The sequence below is a fragment of the Pseudomonas sp. Snoq117.2 genome, from assembly GCF_900110545.1.
Classification (GTDB): Bacteria; Pseudomonadota; Gammaproteobacteria; order Pseudomonadales; family Pseudomonadaceae; genus Chryseomonas; species Chryseomonas benzopyrenica.
Genome location: NZ_FOED01000002.1, coordinates 421,313 through 439,732 on the forward strand (window position 1 = coordinate 421,313; position 18,420 = coordinate 439,732).

Annotated in this window: 18 protein-coding genes; 14 read left to right on the top strand and 4 right to left on the bottom strand. The window is 65.6% G+C overall.

Annotation, left to right across the window (positions count from 1 at the left end; translation table 11 throughout):
- The first annotated feature begins 206 nt into the window (after positions 1-206).
- Entirely contained in the window at positions 207-1,769 is a 1,563-nt protein-coding gene (gene hpaB, locus BMZ43_RS07865) for a 4-hydroxyphenylacetate 3-monooxygenase, oxygenase component (RefSeq protein WP_093252133.1), read from the top strand.
- A gap of 11 nt (positions 1,770-1,780) precedes the next feature.
- Positions 1,781-2,290 (top strand): 4-hydroxyphenylacetate 3-monooxygenase, reductase component, encoded by a 510-nt coding sequence (gene hpaC, locus BMZ43_RS07870; protein ID WP_093252137.1) that lies wholly within the window; start codon positions 1,781-1,783, stop codon positions 2,288-2,290.
- Here hpaC and hpaA read toward each other — a convergent pair.
- The gene (hpaA, locus tag BMZ43_RS07875) at positions 2,287-3,222 is read right to left on the bottom strand and encodes a 4-hydroxyphenylacetate catabolism regulatory protein HpaA (protein WP_093252140.1); all 936 of its coding nucleotides are present in this window, start codon (positions 3,220-3,222) and stop codon (positions 2,287-2,289) included. The genes hpaC and hpaA overlap by 4 nt on opposite strands.
- Positions 3,223-3,347: 125 nt before the next feature.
- Here hpaA and BMZ43_RS07880 point away from each other — a divergent pair, with 125 nt between their 5' ends.
- Genes BMZ43_RS07880 through hpaI form a run of 8 tightly spaced genes read left to right on the top strand, consistent with a single transcriptional unit; the run spans position 3,348 to position 10,631 of the window.
- Positions 3,348-4,010 (top strand): fumarylacetoacetate hydrolase family protein, encoded by a 663-nt coding sequence (locus tag BMZ43_RS07880; protein WP_093252143.1) that lies wholly within the window; start codon positions 3,348-3,350, stop codon positions 4,008-4,010.
- Positions 4,007-4,795, top strand: a complete 789-nt coding sequence (locus BMZ43_RS07885) for a fumarylacetoacetate hydrolase family protein (RefSeq protein ID WP_064308554.1) — start codon at positions 4,007-4,009, stop codon at positions 4,793-4,795. Before BMZ43_RS07880 ends, BMZ43_RS07885 begins: the two co-directional genes overlap by 4 nt.
- 2 nt (positions 4,796-4,797) lie before the next feature.
- Positions 4,798-6,258, top strand: coding sequence for a 5-carboxymethyl-2-hydroxymuconate semialdehyde dehydrogenase (hpaE, locus tag BMZ43_RS07890; RefSeq protein WP_064308555.1), 1,461 nt, complete (start codon positions 4,798-4,800; stop codon positions 6,256-6,258).
- Positions 6,259-6,318: 60 nt separating this feature from the next.
- Positions 6,319-7,242 (top strand): 3,4-dihydroxyphenylacetate 2,3-dioxygenase, encoded by a 924-nt coding sequence (gene hpaD / locus BMZ43_RS07895; RefSeq protein WP_093252146.1) that lies wholly within the window; start codon positions 6,319-6,321, stop codon positions 7,240-7,242.
- 22 nt (positions 7,243-7,264) lie between these two features.
- Complete coding sequence (locus BMZ43_RS07900; protein ID WP_064309040.1) at positions 7,265-7,666, top strand: 5-carboxymethyl-2-hydroxymuconate Delta-isomerase; 402 nt, start codon at positions 7,265-7,267, stop codon at positions 7,664-7,666.
- A gap of 43 nt (positions 7,667-7,709) precedes the next feature.
- A complete protein-coding gene (locus BMZ43_RS07905; RefSeq protein ID WP_064309039.1) occupies positions 7,710-9,017 on the top strand; it encodes an MFS transporter in 1,308 nt (435 codons plus the stop codon).
- A gap of 3 nt (positions 9,018-9,020) precedes the next feature.
- Entirely contained in the window at positions 9,021-9,824 is an 804-nt protein-coding gene (hpaH, locus tag BMZ43_RS07910) for a 2-oxo-hept-4-ene-1,7-dioate hydratase (protein WP_017641372.1), read from the top strand.
- A 9-nt stretch (positions 9,825-9,833) separates the two neighbouring features.
- A complete protein-coding gene (hpaI, locus tag BMZ43_RS07915) occupies positions 9,834-10,631 on the top strand; it encodes a 4-hydroxy-2-oxoheptanedioate aldolase (RefSeq protein WP_017641373.1) in 798 nt (265 codons plus the stop codon).
- On the opposite strand, the gene hpaR is transcribed toward hpaI, so the two are convergent.
- Positions 10,628-11,092, bottom strand: a complete 465-nt coding sequence (gene hpaR / locus BMZ43_RS07920) for a homoprotocatechuate degradation operon regulator HpaR (protein WP_017641374.1) — start codon at positions 11,090-11,092, stop codon at positions 10,628-10,630. The two genes, hpaI and hpaR, sit on opposite strands and share 4 nt — an antisense overlap.
- 689 nt (positions 11,093-11,781) lie before the next feature.
- Between hpaR and BMZ43_RS07925 the strand changes: the two genes are divergently transcribed.
- A complete protein-coding gene (locus tag BMZ43_RS07925) occupies positions 11,782-13,440 on the top strand; it encodes a methyl-accepting chemotaxis protein (RefSeq protein ID WP_093252151.1) in 1,659 nt (552 codons plus the stop codon).
- Positions 13,441-13,578: 138 nt separating this feature from the next.
- Here BMZ43_RS07925 and BMZ43_RS07930 read toward each other — a convergent pair whose 3' ends face one another.
- Together BMZ43_RS07930 and rlmE are read right to left on the bottom strand one after the other, a co-directional pair.
- A complete protein-coding gene (locus BMZ43_RS07930; RefSeq protein WP_093252156.1) occupies positions 13,579-13,950 on the bottom strand; it encodes a hypothetical protein in 372 nt (123 codons plus the stop codon).
- A gap of 361 nt (positions 13,951-14,311) precedes the next feature.
- Entirely contained in the window at positions 14,312-14,932 is a 621-nt protein-coding gene (gene rlmE, locus BMZ43_RS07935) for a 23S rRNA (uridine(2552)-2'-O)-methyltransferase RlmE (protein ID WP_017641377.1), read from the bottom strand.
- A 245-nt stretch (positions 14,933-15,177) separates the two neighbouring features.
- Between rlmE and BMZ43_RS07940 the strand changes: the two genes are divergently transcribed.
- The 3 genes from BMZ43_RS07940 to BMZ43_RS07950 all read left to right on the top strand — a co-directional run bounded on the left by BMZ43_RS07940 (position 15,178) and on the right by BMZ43_RS07950 (position 18,161).
- Positions 15,178-16,827, top strand: a complete 1,650-nt coding sequence (locus BMZ43_RS07940; RefSeq protein ID WP_093252159.1) for an NAD(P)/FAD-dependent oxidoreductase — start codon at positions 15,178-15,180, stop codon at positions 16,825-16,827.
- Positions 16,827-17,558, top strand: a complete 732-nt coding sequence (locus tag BMZ43_RS07945) for a TrmH family RNA methyltransferase (RefSeq protein ID WP_093252162.1) — start codon at positions 16,827-16,829, stop codon at positions 17,556-17,558. Before BMZ43_RS07940 ends, BMZ43_RS07945 begins: the two co-directional genes overlap by 1 nt.
- Before the next feature lie 111 nt (positions 17,559-17,669).
- Complete coding sequence (locus BMZ43_RS07950) at positions 17,670-18,161, top strand: DUF4126 domain-containing protein (RefSeq protein ID WP_093252165.1); 492 nt, start codon at positions 17,670-17,672, stop codon at positions 18,159-18,161.
- The last annotated feature ends 259 nt before the right edge of the window (positions 18,162-18,420 follow it).

An 18,420-nucleotide genomic window follows, 5' to 3' on the forward strand; every position in this document is an offset into this window, starting at 1 on the left:
GCCGGGTCTCCCAAGAGCGTCATGCGGTCTAGATAGTTAACATATTATCGATTTGATCCCAAGGGCCAATCCTGGCCGCCCATCCGCTATGAAAAGTACAAGGCGTGGTGCGGAAAAGCCATTCAGTCGCGGCAGGCGGCCGGCGATGCTGGGGTCAGTCGCCTGGAGCGAACCCACAACAACAAAGAGACGGAGTCCTGCCCGCCATGAAACCCGAAGACTATCGCGCCGAAGCCAATCGTCCCCTGACCGGCGCCGAATACCTCGCCAGCCTCAGGGACGACCGCGAGATCTACATCTACGGCGATCGCGTCAAGGACGTGACCACCCACCCGGCCTTTCGCAACGCCGCGGCCTCCATGGCCAAACTCTACGACGCCCTGCACGACCCGGCCACCAAGGAGAAGCTGTGCTGGGAGACCGATACCGGCAACGGCGGCTACACCCACAAGTTCTTTCGCTTCGCCCGTTCCCCCAGCGACCTGCGCGAGCAGCGCGACGCCATCGCCGAATGGTCGCGACTGACCTACGGCTGGATGGGCCGCACCCCGGACTACAAGGCCGCCTTCGGCAGCGCCCTGGGTGCCAACCCGGAGTTCTACGGGCGCTTCGAGCAGAATGCCCGTACCTGGTACCAGCGCATCCAGGAATCCTGCCTCTATCTCAACCACGCCATCGTCAATCCGCCCATCGACCGCGACAAGCCGGTGGATCAGGTCAAGGACGTGTTCATCTCGGTGGACGAGGAAGTCGAGGGCGGCATCATCGTCAGCGGCGCCAAGGTGGTGGCCACCAACTCCGCCCTCACCCACTACAACTTCGTCGGCCAGGGCTCGGCGCAGTTGCTGGGCGACAACACCGACTTCGCGCTGATGTTCATCGCCCCGATGAACACCTCCGGCATGAAGCTGATCTGCCGGCCCTCCTACGAGCTGGTGGCCGGCATGACCGGCGCACCCTTCGACTATCCACTGTCCAGCCGCTTCGACGAGAACGACGCCATCCTGATCATGGACCGGGTGTTCATCCCCTGGGAGAACGTGCTGATCTACCGCGACTTCGAGCGCTGCCGCCAGTGGTTCCCCCAGGGGGGGTTCGGTCGGCTGTTCCCCATGCAGGGCTGCACTCGGCTGGCGGTCAAGCTGGACTTCATCACCGGCGCCCTGTTCAAGGCCCTGCAATGCACCGGCTCCCTGGAATTCCGCGGCGTCCAGGCCGCCATGGGCGAGGTGGTCGCCTGGCGCAACCTGTTCTGGTCGCTGACCGACGCCATGCACGGCAACGCCAGCGAGTGGAAGAGCGGTGCCTGGCTGCCCAGCGCCCAAGCCCTGCAGGCTTATCGGGTGCTCGCGCCCCAGGCCTATCCGGAGATCAAGAAGGTCATCGAGCAGGTGGTAGCCAGCGGCCTGATCTATCTGCCCAGCGGCTCGCGGGACCTCAAGGACCCGATGCTGGACAAGTATCTCGCCACCTACTGCCGCGGCTCGGCCGGCATGGATCACCAGGAACGCATCAAGATCCTCAAGCTGCTGTGGGATGCCATCGGCACCGAATTCGGCGGGCGTCACGAGCTGTACGAGATCAACTACGCCGGCAGCCAGGACGAGATCCGCATGCAGGCGCTGCGCCACGCCCAGGGCACCGGGGCGATGAAGCAGATGACCGACCTGGTGGAGCGCTGCATGGCCGACTACGACCTCGACGGCTGGACCGTGCCGCATCTCACCAATCCCGACGACATCAACATGCTCGATCGCATCCGTCAGTGAGGAGCTCGCCCATGAACGCGCTCACCCCCGTGCAACAGGCCTTTCGCAACGCCATGGCGGCGCTGTCCGCTGCGGTCAACGTCATCACTACAGATGGTCCAGGAGGGCGCTGCGGCATCACCGCCACGGCGGTCTGCTCGGTCACCGACAGCCCACCCACCCTGCTGGTCTGCGTCAACCGCAGCAGTGCCATGAATGCCGTGTTCAAGACCAATGCGCGGCTGTGTGTCAACGTCCTGGCCGGCGAGCACGAAGAGGTGGCGCGCCACTTCGCCGGCATGACCGGGGTGGACATGGACGAACGCTTCGCCCGGCATGCCTGGGGCCAGAGCGCCCAGGGGCTGCCGCTGCTGGAGGATGCCCTGGCCAGCCTGCAGGGCCGCATCGTCGAGACCCAGGAGGTGGGCACCCACTCGGTGTTCCTGGTGGAACTCGACGAGATCGCCACCCGTGAACATTGCACCGGCCTCGTCTACTTCGGCCGCCACTTCCACCAGTTGCAGCCGGTGTCGGCGGCCTAGCAAGAACGCCGGCCGTCCGCTACCGCCGCGCGATGCCGCTGGCGATAGTCGCCCGGAGTGGCCCCGGCCTGGCGGAGGAAGAAGCGACTGAAGTAGGCCGGGTCCTTGAAGCCGAGGCCGTAGCAGATCTCGTTGGCCGAGGCGCCGGTGAACACCAGCAGGCGCTTGGCCTCCTGCATCAACCGGTCATGGATCAGCCGCTTGGACGGCAAGCCGCCGATGCGGCGGCAGCTGTCGTTGAGGCGCGCCTCGGTCACCCCGAGTCGCTCGGCATAGCGCGGCAGCGACCAATGCTCGGTGTAGTGGGCTTCGATGAGCTCGTTGAAACGACGAAAGACCAGGAGGTCTTCATGACGAACGGATTGGGCAGCGCGCGAGCGGGGCGCCAGGCGCAACAGGCTGATGAACAACAGCCGCGCCAGGGCTCTCAGGCTGCTCGGCTGGGCCGGGCGCAGCGCCTGGGTCTCCAGCCGCAAGAGCTCGAACAGCGCGGCCAGGCGGTCGGCCTCCTCGCGATCGAGGCCGGTCAGGTCACCCAGGGGCACGCACAGCGGCTGGAACGGCGTCCCCGGCGACAGCTCGGGCGCCTCGTCCAGCAGCGTCCAGACCAGTTGCTGACGCACCGTGAGCACATGGCCGTCGCTACCTTCTTCCGTGGTGAAGGCATGGGGCACCGGCGGCGGCGTCAGGAAGAACAGCGGTCCCTCCTCCTCGTAATGCTGGTCATCGAGAAAGACCCGCACCCGCCCACTGGCGACGTAGTGCACCTGGAAGAAACGGTCGTGGCGATGGGCGCGCATGTTGCGGCCAAAGAACTCGGCGAGGTTACCCAGGGCGTCGTAATGCACCTCGGCGTCGGCGTAGCGCTGATCGTAGACCTCGCCGATATGGATGTTGGGAATGGGCAACAGCTGCGGCGTGGCGCGGGGCATGGCAGGTCTTCTTGTGGTTGTTCGGGAAGCTTAGCGGAGCCACCGACCCTTGACGATCATTAACATATTAACTATATCATTAACATATTAATAAATACGGCCAGCAAAGCCGTTCGGGAGAGACCATGACCCCAGCCCTACCCACCCCCAGCGGCACCCTGTTCGGTGTCGCGCTCAACTACCGGGGCCTGCTCGACAGTCGCCTCGCCGAATTCGGTGACAAGCCCTACCTCAAGCCGCCGCAGCGTCCGGTGCTGTTCATCAAGACGCCCAATACCCGCAATGGCCAGGAGGGCTCGGTCGTGGCGCCGGCCGGCGAACGCCTGCAACCCGGTCCGGCGCTGGGGGTGGTGATCGGTCGCCGCGCCAGCCGCGTCCAGCCCGCCGACGCTCTGGACCACATCGCCGGCTACCTGGTGGTCAACGAATTCAGCCTGCCCGAAGACAGCTACTACCGCCCGGCGGTAAAGGCCAAGTGCCGCGACGGCTTCTGTGCCCTGAGTGACCAGCTGGTGCCACGCGACGCCGTGGCTGCGGTCGAGGACCTCACCCTGCGCCTGCTGGTGAACGGTGAGGTGCGCCAGGAAAACACCACCGCCAACTGGGTCCGCGGCCTGCCGCAACTGTTGGCGGAGATCACCGAGTTCATGACCCTGGACGTCGGCGACGTCCTGATCACCGGTACCCCGGAAGGCCGGGTGGACGTGGTCCCGGGGGATCGGGTGGAGGTGGTCATCGACGGCATCGGCCGGCTGGCCAACACCGTGGTCGCGGAGGTGCGTCCATGAAACACGCGCGCATCCGCCACCAGGGCGTCGTCCTCCAGGTCACCCTGGACGACGAACTGAACATCCGCCTGCCCAATGGCGAACGCCTGTCCGCCGGTGCCGTGGAGTGGCTGCCGCCGGCTACCGGCACCATGTTCGCCCTCGGCCTCAACTATGCCGACCACGCCCGCGAACTGGCCTTCACGCCGCCGACCGAACCGCTGGCCTTCATCAAGTCGGCCGGCACCTACACCGGCCATAACCAGGTGACCTGGCGCCCGGATGGTGTCGACTACATGCACTACGAGTGCGAACTGGTGGCGGTGATCGGCAAGCCGGCGCGCCACGTCAAGCGCGGGGACGCCCTGGACTACCTGGTCGGCTACACCGTCTGCAACGACTACGCCATCCGCGACTACCTGGAGAACTACTACCGGCCCAACCTGCGCGTAAAGAACCGCGACGCCACCACCCCGGTCGGCCCCTGGATCGTCGACGTCGCCGACGTGCCGGACCCGGGCAATCTGCGGCTGCGCACCTGGATCAACGGCACCCTCACCCAGGAGGGCACCACCGCCGACATGATCTTCGACATCCCCTACCTCATCGAATACTTCTCCAGCTTCATGACCCTGCAACCGGGCGACATGATCGCCACCGGCACGCCCGAGGGCCTGGCCGACGTGGTGCCGGGGGATGAGGTGGTGGTGGAAGTGGAAGGCGTGGGCCGCCTGGTCAACCGCATCGTCAGCGAAGCCGCTTTCTTTGCCAACCCGGCTTCGGCCAAGCACACCAAGGGAGTCTGAACATGATCAAGCACTGGATCGACGGCCGCGAAGTCGAGAGCGCCGAGTCCTTCACCAACTACAACCCGGCCACTGGCGAAGCCCTGGGCGAGGTCGCCAGCGGCGGCCCGCGCGAGATCGACCAGGCGGTGGCCGCGGCCAAGGCAGCCTTCCCCAAGTGGGCCGCCACCCCGGCCAAGGAACGCGCTCGGTTGATGCGCAAGCTGGGCCAACTGATCGACCAGAACGTGCCCAACCTGGCCGAGCTGGAAACCCTGGATACCGGTCTGCCGATCCACCAGACCAAGAACGTGCTGATCCCCCGCGCCTCGCACAACTTCGAGTTCTTCGCCGAGGTCTGCACCCGCATGGACGGCCACAGCTATCCGGTGGACGACCAGATGCTCAACTACACCCTGCACCAGCCGGTGGGGGTCTGTGGCCTGGTCTCGCCGTGGAACGTACCGTTCATGACCGCCACCTGGAAGACCGCGCCCTGCCTGGCGTTGGGCAATACCGCGGTACTCAAGATGAGCGAACTCTCGCCGCTCACCGCCAATGAACTGGGCCGCCTGGCCCTGGAAGCCGGCATTCCGCCGGGCGTGCTCAACGTGGTCCAGGGTTACGGCGCCACCGCTGGCGACGCCCTGGTGCGTCACCCGGACGTGCGCGCCATCTCCTTCACCGGCGGCACCGCCACCGGCCGCAAGATCATGCAGACGGCGGGGCTGAAGAAGTACTCCATGGAGCTGGGCGGCAAGAGCCCGGTGCTGATCTTCGCCGATGCCGACCTGGACCGCGCCTTGGACGCCGCGCTGTTCACCATCTTCTCGCTCAATGGCGAGCGCTGCACCGCCGGCAGCCGCATCTTCATCCAGGAAGACGTCTACGACCAGTTCGTCGCCGAGTTCGCCGCGCGCGCCAAGCGCCTGCTGGTGGGCGATCCCCAGGATCCCAAGACCCAGGTCGGCTCCATGATCACCCAGGCGCACTACGACAAGGTCACCGGCTACATCCGCATCGGCCTCGAAGAAGGCGCCAATCTGCTGGCCGGCGGCCTGGAGCGTCCGGCCAATCTGCCCGCGCATCTGGCCAAGGGGCAGTTCATCCAGCCCACGGTGTTCGCCGACGTCGACAACCGCATGCGCATCGCCCAGGAGGAGATCTTCGGTCCGGTGGTCTGCCTGCTCACGTTCAAGGACGAAGCCGAGGCGCTGCGCCTGGCCAACGACACCGACTATGGCCTGGCTTCCTATGTCTGGACCCAGGACATCGGCAAGGCCCACCGCCTGGCCCAGGGCATCGAGGCCGGCATGGTGTTCATCAACAGCCAGAACGTGCGCGACCTCCGCCAGCCCTTCGGCGGCGTCAAGGGCTCGGGCACCGGCCGTGAAGGCGGCGAATACAGCTTCGAGGTCTTCACCGAGGTGAAGAACGTCTGCATCTCCATGGGCAACCATCACATCCCCCGCTGGGGCCTTTGATCGCCATCCCCACCGGCCAACCACCACCGGGGCGCGCGCCGCCCCGGTCAGGAGAACACCATGGGCACCCTCGCACTCGCGGCCAAGATCACCCACGTCCCTTCCATGTACCTGAGCGAACTGGACGGCCCGCGCAAGGGCTTTCGCCAAGCCGCCATCGATGGCCACCGGGAGATCAGCCGCCGCTGCCGCGAACTGGGCGTCGACACCCTGGTGGTGTTCGATACCCACTGGCTGGTCAATGCCAACTACCACATCAATTGCGGTCCGCACTTCAAGGGGCTGTACACCAGCAATGAGCTGCCGCACTTCATCGCCAACATGGACTACGAGTTTCCCGGCAATCCGGCGCTGGGCAAGCTGCTGGCGGGGAGCGCCAACGCTCTGGGCGTGGAGACCATGGCCCACGACGCCACCACCCTGGCACCGGAGTACGGCACCCTGGTGCCGATGCGCTACATGAACGCCGACCAGCACTTCAAGGTGATCTCGGTCTCGTCGCTGTGCACCTCCCATTACCTGCACGACAGCGCCCGCCTGGGCTGGGCACTGCGGCGCGCGGTGGAAGACCACTACGACGGAACCGTCGCCTTTCTCGCCAGCGGCTCGCTGTCCCACCGCTTCGCCCAGAACGGCCAGGCACCGGAATTCGCCACCAGGATCTGGAGCCCCTTCCTGGAAACCCTGGACGAGCGCGTGGTGCGCATGTGGCAGGACGGCGACTGGGCGGAATTCTGCGGCATGCTTCCGGAATACGCCGCCAAGGGCCATGGCGAAGGCTTCATGCACGACACCGCCATGTTGCTCGGCGCCCTCGGCTGGAGCGACTACGACGGCCAGGTCGAGGTGCTGACGCCCTACTTCGCCGCCTCCGGGACCGGGCAGATCAACGCCCTCTTCCCGGTCACCGCGCAGACCGGCGCCGCCATTCCCCGCCCCCAGGCCAGCGCCCCCGCCAACGTCCCCAACAGCAGCCGCCTGTGACGGCGGCGCGGAGCCTTTCGCCATGCCCCATCTGACCCTGCTCTACAGCCCCGACCTCGACGGCGACGCCGAGCTGCCCACGCTCTGCCGGGCGCTGGCCGACACCTTGCTCGCCCAGCGCGATTCGGCCGGCAAGGCCATCTTTCCCACCGGCGGCGTGCGGGTGCTGGCCTATCCGGCGGCCCACGCGGCCATCGCCGATGGCCAGGGCGATTACGGCTTCCTTTACGCCAATCTACGCATGGGCGCTGGGCGCGCATCAGCGCTGCACCGTCAGGTCGGCGACGCCCTGCTCGCCACCCTGGAGCAGCACCTGAGCGCCCTGCTGGAACGGCGACCGGTCGGCATCACCCTGCAGATCGATGAAAGCCCCGGCCAGGTCTACGACGGCAAGCGCAGCAGCCTGCACCCGCTGTTTCGCTAACCCACCGAGCACGTCCTACAACAACAATAACGCGAGGTTTCCCATGCCCCAGGCGCTGGATATTCCCGCCTCCGCCGCCCAGGCGACGACGCCCTATCGCCGTATCGCCTGGCGGCTGATGCCGCTGCTGTTGGTCTGCTATCTCTTCGCCCACCTGGATCGCATCAACATCGGCTTCGCCAAGGCGCAGATGAGCGCCGATCTACACTTCAGCGATACCGTCTACGGCTTCGGCGCCGGACTGTTCTTCATCGCCTACGCGCTGTGCGGCGTGCCCAGCAACCTGGCACTGGAGCGGGTCGGGCCACGGCGCTGGATCGCCCTGCTGATGGTGGTCTGGGGCCTGCTCTCGGCCGGCATGTTCCTGGTGCAGACGCCAGTGGCCTTCTACACCCTGAGATTTCTGCTCGGCGCCGCCGAAGCCGGCTTCTTTCCCGGCATCCTGGTCTATCTGGCGCGCTGGTTCCCGGCCCGGCGACGCGGCAGCGTCACCGCGCTGTTCGCCCTGGCGGTGCCCCTTGCCGGGGTACTCGGTGGCCCCCTGTCCGGCGCCCTGCTCGACGCCTTTCGCCAAGGGCCGCTGCTGCGCGGCTGGCAGTGGATGTTCCTGCTCGAAGGCCTGCCGGTGGTCCTGCTCGGCCTGCTGGTACTGCGCGCCCTGCCCGATGGCTACCAGAGCGTCGGTTGGCTGGACGAGCGCCAGAAGGCCCGGCTGCACGAGGACTTCGCCCAGGAAGAAGCCGGCAAACCGGTGACCTCCACCGCCGGCCTGCTGCGCAGCGGTCATCTCTGGTTGCTGGTGGCCAGCTATTGCGCGGTGATGCTGGCGGTCAACACCCTGGCCTTCTGGATGCCGGCGCTGATCCACGGCGCCGGCATCGGCAGCGACGGTCAGGTCGGCCTGCTCAGCGCCCTGCCGTACCTGGCGGGATGCCTGTTCATGCTCGCCGCCGGCCGCTCCTCCGACCGCCACCGCGAGCGCCGCTGGCACCTGGCCGTGCCGTTGCTCATGGCCGCGCTGGGCCTGGCCCTGGCCAGCCTGCTGCCCCAGGCGCCCTGGCCGGTGATGCTCGGCCTGGTGCTCGCCGGCATGGGCGCCAGCGCCGCCCTGCCGCAATTCTGGCAACTGCCCCCGGCCTTTCTCGGCCAACGGACCTTGGCCGCCGGCATCGGCCTGATCAGCTCCCTGGGCAGCATCGCCTCCTTCGGCGCGCCCTTCTTCATCGGCTGGATGCGCGACACCACCCAGAGCAGCGCCCTGGCGCTGCAGGTGCTCGCCGTGCTCATCGCGCTCGGCGCCCTGCTGGTGCTGCGCACCCCCGCCCATCTCGTCAATCCTCAAGGACACTAAGCCATGCTCGACACCGCCTTCCTCCACGCCGCCGCGCGTCGCCTCGACCAGGCCGAGCGCTCCCGCGAACAGATCGGCCAGCTCTCCCTGGAGCGACCCGAGATCACCCTCGACGACGCCTACGCCATCCAGCGTGCCTGGGTCGAGCAGAAGCTCGCCGATGGCCGCAAGCTGGTGGGCCACAAGATCGGTCTGACCTCGCGCGCCATGCAAGTCTCGTCCAACATCAGCGAACCCGACTACGGTGCGCTGCTGGACGACATGTTCTTCGACGAGGGCACCGACATCCCCTTCCAGCGCTTCATCGTGCCGCGGGTGGAGGTGGAGCTGGCCTTCATCCTCGGCAAGCCGCTACGTGGCCCCAACTGCACCCTGTTCGACGTGCTGGCCGCCACCGACTACGTGATCCCCGCGCTGGAAATCATCGACGCGCGCATCCAGCAGGTCGATCCCCAGACCCAGGCCACGCGCAAGGTGTTCGACACCATCTCCGACAACGCCGCCAACGCGGGGGTGGTCCTGGGCGGCAAGGCCGTGCGCCCCCACGACCTGGACCTGCGCCGGGTACCGGCCATCCTCTATCGCAACGGCGTCATCGAGGAGTCCGGCGTCTCCGCCGCGGTACTCAACCATCCGGCCAAGGGCGTGGCCTGGCTGGCCAACAAGCTGGCCGCCCACGACGTGACCCTGGAAGCGGGCCAGATCATCCTTGGTGGCTCCTTCACCCGTCCGGTGGCGGCGCGGCCCGGCGATACCTTCCACGTCGACTACGACCAGCTCGGCAGCATCGCCTGCCGCTTCGTCTGAGGAGCGCCCATGGACCTGCCACTGAACACCTTCAAGCAACGCCTCAAGGGCGGCGAGCCGCTGATCGGCCTCTGGGTCGGCCTGGCCGACGCCTATGCCGCCGAACTGGCCGCGACCCTCGGCTACGACTGGCTACTGCTCGACGGCGAGCACGCGCCCAACGATCTGCGCGGTCTGCTCGGCCAGTTGCAGGCGGTAGCGCCCTATCGCAGCCAGCCCATCGTGCGCCCACCGATAGGCGATGCGGTGCTGATCAAGCAGTTGCTCGACATCGGCGCCCAGACCCTGCTGGTACCCATGGTGGAATCCGCCACCCAGGCGCGGGAGCTGGTACGGGCCATGCGCTACCCGCCCGAGGGCATTCGCGGCGTCGGCAGCGCCCTCGCCCGGGCCTCGCGCTGGAACACCGTGCCCGACTACCTGAATCGCGCCGAGGAGCAACTCTGCCTGCTGGTACAGGTGGAGAACCGCGCGGGCCTTGCCGCCCTGCCGGAGATCCTGGCGGTCGAGGGCGTCGACGGCGTCTTCATCGGCCCCGCCGACCTCAGCGCGGCCCTGGGCCATAGAGGCAATCCAGGGCATCCCGAGGTGCAGGCCGCCATCGAGACGGCCATCGGCCAGATCGTCGCCAGCGGCAAGGCCGCCGGCATTCTCAGCGCCGACCAAGGCCTCGCTCGGCGCTACCTGGAACTGGGCGCGACCTTCGTCGCCGTGGGCGTTGACACCAGCGTGCTGGTCAAGGGGCTGCAGACCCTGCTGGCAGCCTTCAAGGACGTGCAGCCCGTGGCAGGCGGTGGCGTCTACTAGAGGTCCTGCGCGGATTCGGCGGGCGGCGTCACCCCGCCTTCCGGCTCGATCCGCTTGAGTTCTTCGAGCAGACCGATCAGCGTCCCGAGCTTTTCTTCGCCGAATTGTTCGAGGATGCGCTGATAGTTCGCCTCCATGCCGCCGGCCATGGCGGCAAAGCAGGCCTCGCCCTGGGCGGTCAGCTTGACGTGTACCCGTCGGGCATCCCGGGCGTTGCGATAGCGCTCCACATAACCCGTCTGCTCCATCCGCACCAGCACCCCGGACATGCTCGGCTTGAGGATGCAGGCCTGATTGGCCAGTTCGTGCATTTCCGTATCGCCACGCTGTTTGAGCAAGCGGATGACCCGCCACTGCTGCTCGGTAAGGCCATGCTGATTGAGCAATGGCCGGAAAAAGGCCATGGCGGCTTCGCGTGCTTGCAGCAGGGTCAGAGTCAGGGAAACGCGGGGGGTCAACATCGATGGGCTCGGCGGCGAAAGAGGCTCAATCGTACACGCTGCGCGAGCCCCGGACCCAAGGGGTTTTGCCAGGCCTTGAGCACAGTCGACTCTCATCGTTGCAATTGGCCTTGAAAAGGGTCGCTCCTGGAATCGCTCTGGCCGCGCAATCGACTCGGTTGCCAAGCGTCGAACAAGCGGACATGGCCTTTTCACCAAGTCCCTGCGGGACCCTGAGGTCTTCGCGGATGGATGATACAGGCCTCCGATACCGCGCTTACTCCCTTACCATCAAGACGAGGATCCGGTCCGCGAGCGGCAATACTTCTGATCAAGAATAAGTAGCGATACTTTCTCAAATACCGCATTCGCTCCGTACGAATGGAATGACGAAGAATGAATGCTGATCGACTCGCCATCACCCTAGTTACCGCAGAACGCCTAGATCCTGCCGTAACAGGCACTTCACCAGTCATTCGAAGAATCGCTAGCGGGGGTTTATCACGTAACCAGGCATTCAAATACGCATCGCAAAAACCTTTACTGGAGCAACTTAGCCTTATTCCGCTAAGTTCCAGTTAATCGTCACCACGGCACTAGGCCACTATAAATTTAATATCTGTCCATCCGAAAGACTGATCATTGACGTCATTAACCCGTCATTGGTCCTCGCTAGCGTCGCACGCTAGCTTCTTCGCAGGAGCTTTCAGATGTTCAAGAATTTTCGCATTGGCACTCGCCTCATCGTGTCCTTCATCGCCGTGGCGTCCATCAGCCTGCTGGTGGGTTTGGCGGGTCTGAGCAACAGCAGCCAGATCAACGATCTAGCGACCCAGCTTTATCAAAACGAATTGCTCGGGCTTTCGTACATCAAGGAGGCCAACCTGAATCTCGTTTTCATCGGTCGCGCACGCAGCAACTACCTGCTGGCGACCAGTGATGAAGACCGCCGTCGCGCCCAGGCGGAGGTCAAGCTGGGCCTCGCCAACGTCAGAGACAACCTCGCCAAGGCCCGACCGCTGTTCAGCAGCGAGGCCTCGGCGACCAACTTCCGGCAGATCGACGAATTGCTCGGCAGCTACACCTCGCAGCTGGACCAGGCGATGACGATCGCGGGCACCAGGGCGCTGCGTGACGCCGACCCGGAGCTGGACAACCAACTGGCCAGCGTCCGCCGTTATGGCGATCAGGTCGGCGTGTTGATGACCGAGCTGTCCAAGCGCAAGGAGCAGAACGCCAGCGACGCCAACGATCTCACCGACCAGATCTATGCCCGCAGTCGAGTCATGCTGATCGGCCTCATCGCGGTGGGTGTGGCCTTTGGCATCCTGCTCGGTTTCCTGATGAGCCGCAGTATCACCCGCCCCCTGCGCGCCGCGGTCGCGATCGCCGATCGCCTGGCCGCCGGCGACCTCACCCAGCGCATCGAGGCCGAGGGCCGTGACGAGACCGCGGCCCTGCTCCGCGCCATGGGCGGCATGAACCAGCGCTTGGGGCAGATCATCAGTGACGTCCGCAGTGCCTCCGATGGCCTGGCCAGCGCCTCGGAAGAGATCTCCGCCACCGCCCAGAGCATCAGCCAGGCCAGCACCGAGCAGGCCGCCTCGGTCGAGGAAACCAGCGCCAGCGTCGAGCAGATGTCGGCCTCCATCGCCCAGAACACCGAGAACGCCAAGGTCACCGACGGCATGGCCGGCAAGGCCAACCGCGAGGCGAACGAAGGCGGTCAGGCCGTGAGAGACACCCTGGTGGCCATGAAGACCATCGCCGCCAAGATCGGCATCATCGACGACATCGCCTACCAGACCAATCTGCTGGCACTCAACGCGGCCATCGAAGCGGCGCGCGCCGGTGAGCATGGCAAGGGCTTCGCGGTGGTGGCCTCCGAGGTGCGCAAGCTGGCGGAACGCAGCCAGGTGGCGGCCCAGGAGATCAGCAATGTCGCCCAGGGCAGCGTGGCCCTGGCCGAACGCGCCGGCTCGCTGCTGGACGACATGGTGCCCTCCATCAGCAAGACCTCCGACCTGGTGCAGGAGATCACCGCCGCTTCGGAAGAACAGAGCGCTGGCGTCGACCAGATCAACAGCGCCATGCTGCAACTGAGCCAGGTGACCCAGCAGAACGCCTCGGCCTCCGAGGAACTGGCCGCCACCGCCGAAGAGATGAGCAGCCAGGCCGAGCAGTTGCAGCAACTGATGGAGTTCTTCGTCCTGAACGGCGCCTCGTCCACGCAACGCTTGGCGCACCCCGCTACCAAGGGGTCGAAACCGGGCCTGGCCAAGCGAGCCGCAGCGCTGGTCGACAGCTCCCGGCACACTACCCAAGGTCGCGTACCCACTGGCTATGCGCTTTTCGAGGAGCCTGCCTGATAGCGAGCCGACCCTGGCGAAGGTGTTCACCCCGGGTGAGCATCTTCAGCTGGAGGACGCTCCACGGGAGCTGTCAAGCCTGCCCTATCATCCCTGCACTGCAGGGATCGGCGAAACAACGGGTACGCCTGCAAAACCTCAGCTGCGTAGGCCGAGAAACTCCTGCAGTCGCAGCGCTATCAGTCTGACCTCCGCCTTTTCGGAGAAACCGACCCGTGGCCAGTCATAGCGGCTGTCACATTCGGTGGCATGGCCGCTGTCGGCTTTCAGCTGCTTGAAGAAGTGTCTGGTTTCAACGATCCCTCGACCTGCCCTTCTGGCATGGGATTCGACGTCGAAGGCAATCTCGCCCAGATTGCCCTCCGCCAGACCTGCAGCGGGCCGGTACAGGAAGAGCTGGCCGCGCTCGGCCTTTACACAGCGAAAGCCCTGCCCGTTTTCCATTTCGTACAAGGCGCCGTAGATATCCGTGAGCAATCTTCTGGCCGTCTCGAACACATACCCATCCATCTATCCAGCTCCCTGCTTTTCGGCAAAAGATCGCGGCAACACCGGTATGGGCGCGGATCATAGAGAACCCTAGCAGTCGTTCAGGAATTAACTCCCGACGGAAACATCGCCTCACAGTTGCCAGACATGGATAGATAGGCGAATCAGATCCTGGCCACGCAGTTTCCCGGCCCACAGGGCTAAGGAACGTCTTGACGAAGGACACGACGATGCGCCGTACCTGTCTCAGGATCCTGTGCAGACCTCGACAAGTCGCGGTAGGAATTAATGATCAGCCAGGCTTTCGCCGTGGACGCCACCGCGTGGCGGACAGTCATCTCAGCGGGCCATCGACAGGCCCGCGCCTGATGCCGGAGCGGACCTAGCCCTTGAAACCCTTGCCCACCAGATAGACCTCACGCGAGCGGGGACGCGAGGCTTCGGGCTTGCGGATCGACACCTTCTCGAAGGAGGTGCGTACGTCCTTCAGGAAGACATCGGAGCCTTCGCCCTGGAACACCTTGACCACATAGTTGCCGCCCGGCTTGAGCACCTGGCGCACCATGTCGAGGGTCAGCTCCACCAGGTACATCGCCGCCGCTTGGTCGGCCGCCGCGACGCCGCTGATGTTGGGCGCGATGTCGGAGACGATCAGATCGGGCTGGCGGCCATCGAGCACGCCGAGGATCTTCTGGAAGACGGCATCGTCGGTGAAGTCGCCCTGGACGAAGTCGACGTTGTCGAGGGCTCCCATCGGCAGGATGTCGGTGGCCACCACGCGGCCCTTTTCGCCGACGATGCCCCCGGCCACCTGCGACCAGCCACCCGGAGCCGAGCCCAGGTCCATGACCAGCATGCCCGGGCGGATCAGCTTGTCCTTTTCGTTGAGCTCGATCAGCTTGTAGCTGGAGCGCGAGCGCAGGCCGTCTTTCTGAGCGCGTTTGACGAAGGGATCGTTGACGTGTTCATCCAGCCAGCGACGGCTGCTTTTGGATCTTTTCATGTTGGAGCTACCACGGGAAAGCGGGTGAGAAGCGGACGCACGCCAGGTCTGGCCGGCCGCGAAGTGGCGGCGATTATAAGCCGATAACGCCCCGGGACGAATCAGGGATCGCCCGGGTGACCGCCAGACCGCCCAGAGGCGCGCCCATCGTCCCAGCCTGACAGCGCCGGGGCCGCCGGGTACAATCGCCGCCCCACCCCTCCTCGTCCCTTCCTTTGCCGGAGTCACCGGCCAGGATTATTGTCATGATTCGCATCAACGAACTGTCGCTGCCGCTTGATCACACCCCCGCCGAACTGCGCCAGGCCATCCTCGGCCGCCTGAACCTGCGCGACGCCGACCTCCTCGATTTCACCGTGTTCAAGCGCAGCTACGATGCGCGCAAGAAGAACAGCGTCATCCTGTTCATCTATATCATCGACCTGGAAGTGCGCGACGAGGCGACGGTGCTGGCGCACTTCGCCAATGACCTGCACGTACGGCCCGCACCGGACACCGGCTACTACCCGGTCGGCCAGGCGCCGGCGAACCTGACCGAGCGCCCGCTGGTGGTGGGTTTCGGCCCATGCGGCTTGTTCGCCGCCCTGCTGCTGGCCCAGATGGGCTTCAAGCCCATCGTGCTGGAGCGCGGCAAGGAGGTGCGCAGCCGTACCAAGGACACCTGGGCGCTGTGGCGTAAGAAGGTGTTGACGCCCGAATCCAACGTGCAATTCGGTGAAGGCGGCGCCGGCCTGTTTTCCGATGGCAAGCTCTACAGCCAGATCAAGGATCCGAAGTTCTACGCCCGCAAGGTGATGCACGAATTCGTTCGCGCCGGCGCGCCGGAGGAGATCCTCTACGTCAGCAAACCGCATATCGGCACCTTCCGCCTGACCGGCGTCGTGGCAGCCATGCGCGAGGAAATCATCGCCCTTGGCGGCGAAGTCCGCTTCGAAACCAAGGTGACCGATCTGGTGATCAACGACGGTCAGCTCGAAGGCGTGGTGCTGGCCAATGGCGAGACCCTGCACAGCCGCCACGTGGTCCTCGCCCTGGGCCACAGCTCCCGCGACACCTTCCGCATGCTGCACCGCCAGGGCGTGTACATCGAAGCCAAGCCCTTCGCCGTCGGCTTCCGCATCGAACACCCCCAGGGCATGATCGACCAGGCCCGCCTGGGCAAGTACGCCGGCCACCCGGAACTGGGCGCTGCCGACTACAAGCTGGTCCATCACGCCAAGAACGGCCGCGCCGTCTACAGCTTCTGCATGTGCCCGGGCGGCACCGTGGTGGCCGCCACCTCCGAGCCGGGCCGCGTGGTCACCAACGGCATGAGCCAGTACTCGCGCAACGAGCGCAATGCCAACTCCGGCATCGTGGTGGGCATCAATCCCGAGCAGGACTTCCCCGGCGATCCGCTGGCCGGCGTCGAGTTGCAGGAGCGCCTGGAATCGCGCGCCTACGAACTGGGCGGCAGCGACTATTGCGCGCCCGGCCAACTGGTCGGCGACTTCATTCGCGGCGTGCCCTCCACCGAATTCGGTGAAGTCGAGCCCTCCTACAAGCCCGGCGTACGCCTGGGCGATCTGGCGCCGTCGCTGCCCGCCTATGCCATCGAGGCCATTCGCGAAGCCCTGCCCGCCTTCGGCAAGCAGATCCGCGGCTTCGATCGCCATGACGCCATCCTGACTGGCATCGAGACCCGCACCTCGTCGCCAGTGCGCATCACCCGCGACAACGACAGCCTGCAGAGCCTGAATCTGCGCGGCCTGTATCCGGCCGGGGAAGGCGCCGGCTATGCCGGTGGGATCCTCTCCGCCGGCGTGGACGGCATCAAGGTTGCCGAGGCCCTGGCCAAGGCGATGCTCGCGGAAGGCGACGCCCAGGACGCCCTGCTGGTTCGGGCTGCGGGTTGATGAAGCTCGACGACATCAAGAAGCTCCACCAGAAGAAGTACCGCGCCGAATTCGGCCACTTCCTGGTGGAGGGCGAGCACCTGGTGCTGGAGCTGCAAAAGGCCGCGCTGCAAAATCCCCCGCTGCAGCGCGCCGAGCTCTATGTGACGACTGCCTATGAGCACTGGCAGAGTCCGTTCCGGACGCACCTGATCAGCGATCGGCAGATGGCGCAGCTGGCCGACACCAAGACCCCGCAAGGGATCCTGGCGGTGGCGCCGATGCCCGCCGCCCTGACGGCCGCACCGGCAGCCGTCGAGGGCGAGCGCGCGGTCTATCTGCACGAGATCCAGGACCCGGGCAATCTGGGCACCATCCTGCGCACCCTGGCCTGGTTCGGCGGCTTTCGCTGCCTGCTCAGCGCTGGCAGCGTCGACCCCTACAATCCCAAGGTGGTCCGCGCCAGCATGGGCGCCATCTTCCACACGCCGCTGGAGCTGGATGTCGCACTCGACGGCCTGCAGGAGCGCTTCCCGCGCCTCGCCTGCCTCGATATGCAAGGCACGCCGGTGCAGTCAGCCCAGTTCAAGGCCTTCGATTGCTACCTGTTCGGCAACGAGGCCCGCGGCGTTCCCCGCGAGCACCTCGCGGCCCTGAATGCCCAGCCCTTCACCATCGCTGGCGCGGGCGCTATCGAGTCGCTGAATCTGGCGGCGACGGTGAACATGTGCGCCTATGAGTTGAGTCGGTAGCGGCACCGTTCACTTTGGATTACGAAAGCGCGCGCGATTTGCGGCTCCATTGAGCTGAACAGTCCCGCGCACACCCGGTCCGTATGGGAACGACCACCGGGAGAATCGACGATGACGACAACCAGCAACCTCTTGTGGGGCGCCTTGGCTATTGGCGTGGTGACAGGCATGCGCAGCATGCTGGCGCCGACCATGGTCAGCCAGGCGCTGGCCGAGCGTGCGGACATAGAGGCCGCGGGCGAACCTGCACGTACCCTAGCGTCGCGCCAGGTACGGCGCTACGTGATGCCCCTGGCCGCCGGTGAGCTGTTGGGCGACAAGATGCCCTTCGCCCCGGATCGCACCATTGCGCCATCGCTGCTGGTCCGTGCCCTATCCGGCGGCATCAGTGCGGCAGCGCTCGCAGGTGCGCGGCGACAACCGATACTGCTGCCCGCATTGATCGGCTCCAGCGCCGCCTGTCTTGCCGCCAAGGTGGCGATCGATCTACGCAAGCGCTACGGCACCAATGCCTGGGTCAATGCGGGTCTTGGCCTGGCCGAGGACTGCTTGGCCGTGTCGCTGGGCAACGCCGGGTTGCGTCGAGCCCTGCAGGATCGCTAGGACAGAAGTCGCACGCCGCTCGCCCTTCACGCTGCCCGGCAGGCCGCGCACGCCCTATCTACCTCAACATGAGCGAGTGCGAACATCGCCGGGCATGAATCGTCCAGAACCCCGCCGGAACTCCTATTAGACATCGCGATCAGAGTTAGCATGAGTGCTCCAACCCTCATTGACTTCAGCCCTGCCAGAGAGCAGGGCTTTTTTTGCCTGTCGTCCAAGGGGTGAGCAAGGCTGTCGACTGCCACCTATGAGGGTGCCG

Excerpts from the sequence above, each read along its gene's own strand:
- BMZ43_RS07900 (WP_064309040.1), top strand. The coding sequence starts at position 7,265 with ATGCCCCATCTGACCCTGCTCTACAGCCCCGACCTCGACGGCGACGCC.
- hpaH (WP_017641372.1), top strand. The coding sequence starts at position 9,021 with ATGCTCGACACCGCCTTCCTCCACGCCGCCGCGCGTCGCCTCGACCAG.
- rlmE (WP_017641377.1), bottom strand. The coding sequence starts at position 14,932 with ATGAAAAGATCCAAAAGCAGCCGTCGCTGGCTGGATGAACACGTCAAC.
- hpaC (WP_093252137.1), top strand. The coding sequence starts at position 1,781 with ATGAACGCGCTCACCCCCGTGCAACAGGCCTTTCGCAACGCCATGGCG.
- BMZ43_RS07880 (WP_093252143.1), top strand. The coding sequence starts at position 3,348 with ATGACCCCAGCCCTACCCACCCCCAGCGGCACCCTGTTCGGTGTCGCG.
- BMZ43_RS07940 (WP_093252159.1), top strand. The coding sequence starts at position 15,178 with ATGATTCGCATCAACGAACTGTCGCTGCCGCTTGATCACACCCCCGCC.
- BMZ43_RS07945 (WP_093252162.1), top strand. The coding sequence starts at position 16,827 with ATGAAGCTCGACGACATCAAGAAGCTCCACCAGAAGAAGTACCGCGCC.
- BMZ43_RS07905 (WP_064309039.1), top strand. The coding sequence starts at position 7,710 with ATGCCCCAGGCGCTGGATATTCCCGCCTCCGCCGCCCAGGCGACGACG.
- hpaB (WP_093252133.1), top strand. The coding sequence starts at position 207 with ATGAAACCCGAAGACTATCGCGCCGAAGCCAATCGTCCCCTGACCGGC.
- BMZ43_RS07925 (WP_093252151.1), top strand. The coding sequence starts at position 11,782 with ATGTTCAAGAATTTTCGCATTGGCACTCGCCTCATCGTGTCCTTCATC.
- BMZ43_RS07950 (WP_093252165.1), top strand. The coding sequence starts at position 17,670 with ATGACGACAACCAGCAACCTCTTGTGGGGCGCCTTGGCTATTGGCGTG.
- hpaE (WP_064308555.1), top strand. The coding sequence starts at position 4,798 with ATGATCAAGCACTGGATCGACGGCCGCGAAGTCGAGAGCGCCGAGTCC.
- hpaR (WP_017641374.1), bottom strand. The coding sequence starts at position 11,092 with ATGTTGACCCCCCGCGTTTCCCTGACTCTGACCCTGCTGCAAGCACGC.
- hpaI (WP_017641373.1), top strand. The coding sequence starts at position 9,834 with ATGGACCTGCCACTGAACACCTTCAAGCAACGCCTCAAGGGCGGCGAG.
- BMZ43_RS07930 (WP_093252156.1), bottom strand. The coding sequence starts at position 13,950 with ATGGATGGGTATGTGTTCGAGACGGCCAGAAGATTGCTCACGGATATC.
- hpaD (WP_093252146.1), top strand. The coding sequence starts at position 6,319 with ATGGGCACCCTCGCACTCGCGGCCAAGATCACCCACGTCCCTTCCATG.
- hpaA (WP_093252140.1), bottom strand. The coding sequence starts at position 3,222 with ATGCCCCGCGCCACGCCGCAGCTGTTGCCCATTCCCAACATCCATATC.
- BMZ43_RS07885 (WP_064308554.1), top strand. The coding sequence starts at position 4,007 with ATGAAACACGCGCGCATCCGCCACCAGGGCGTCGTCCTCCAGGTCACC.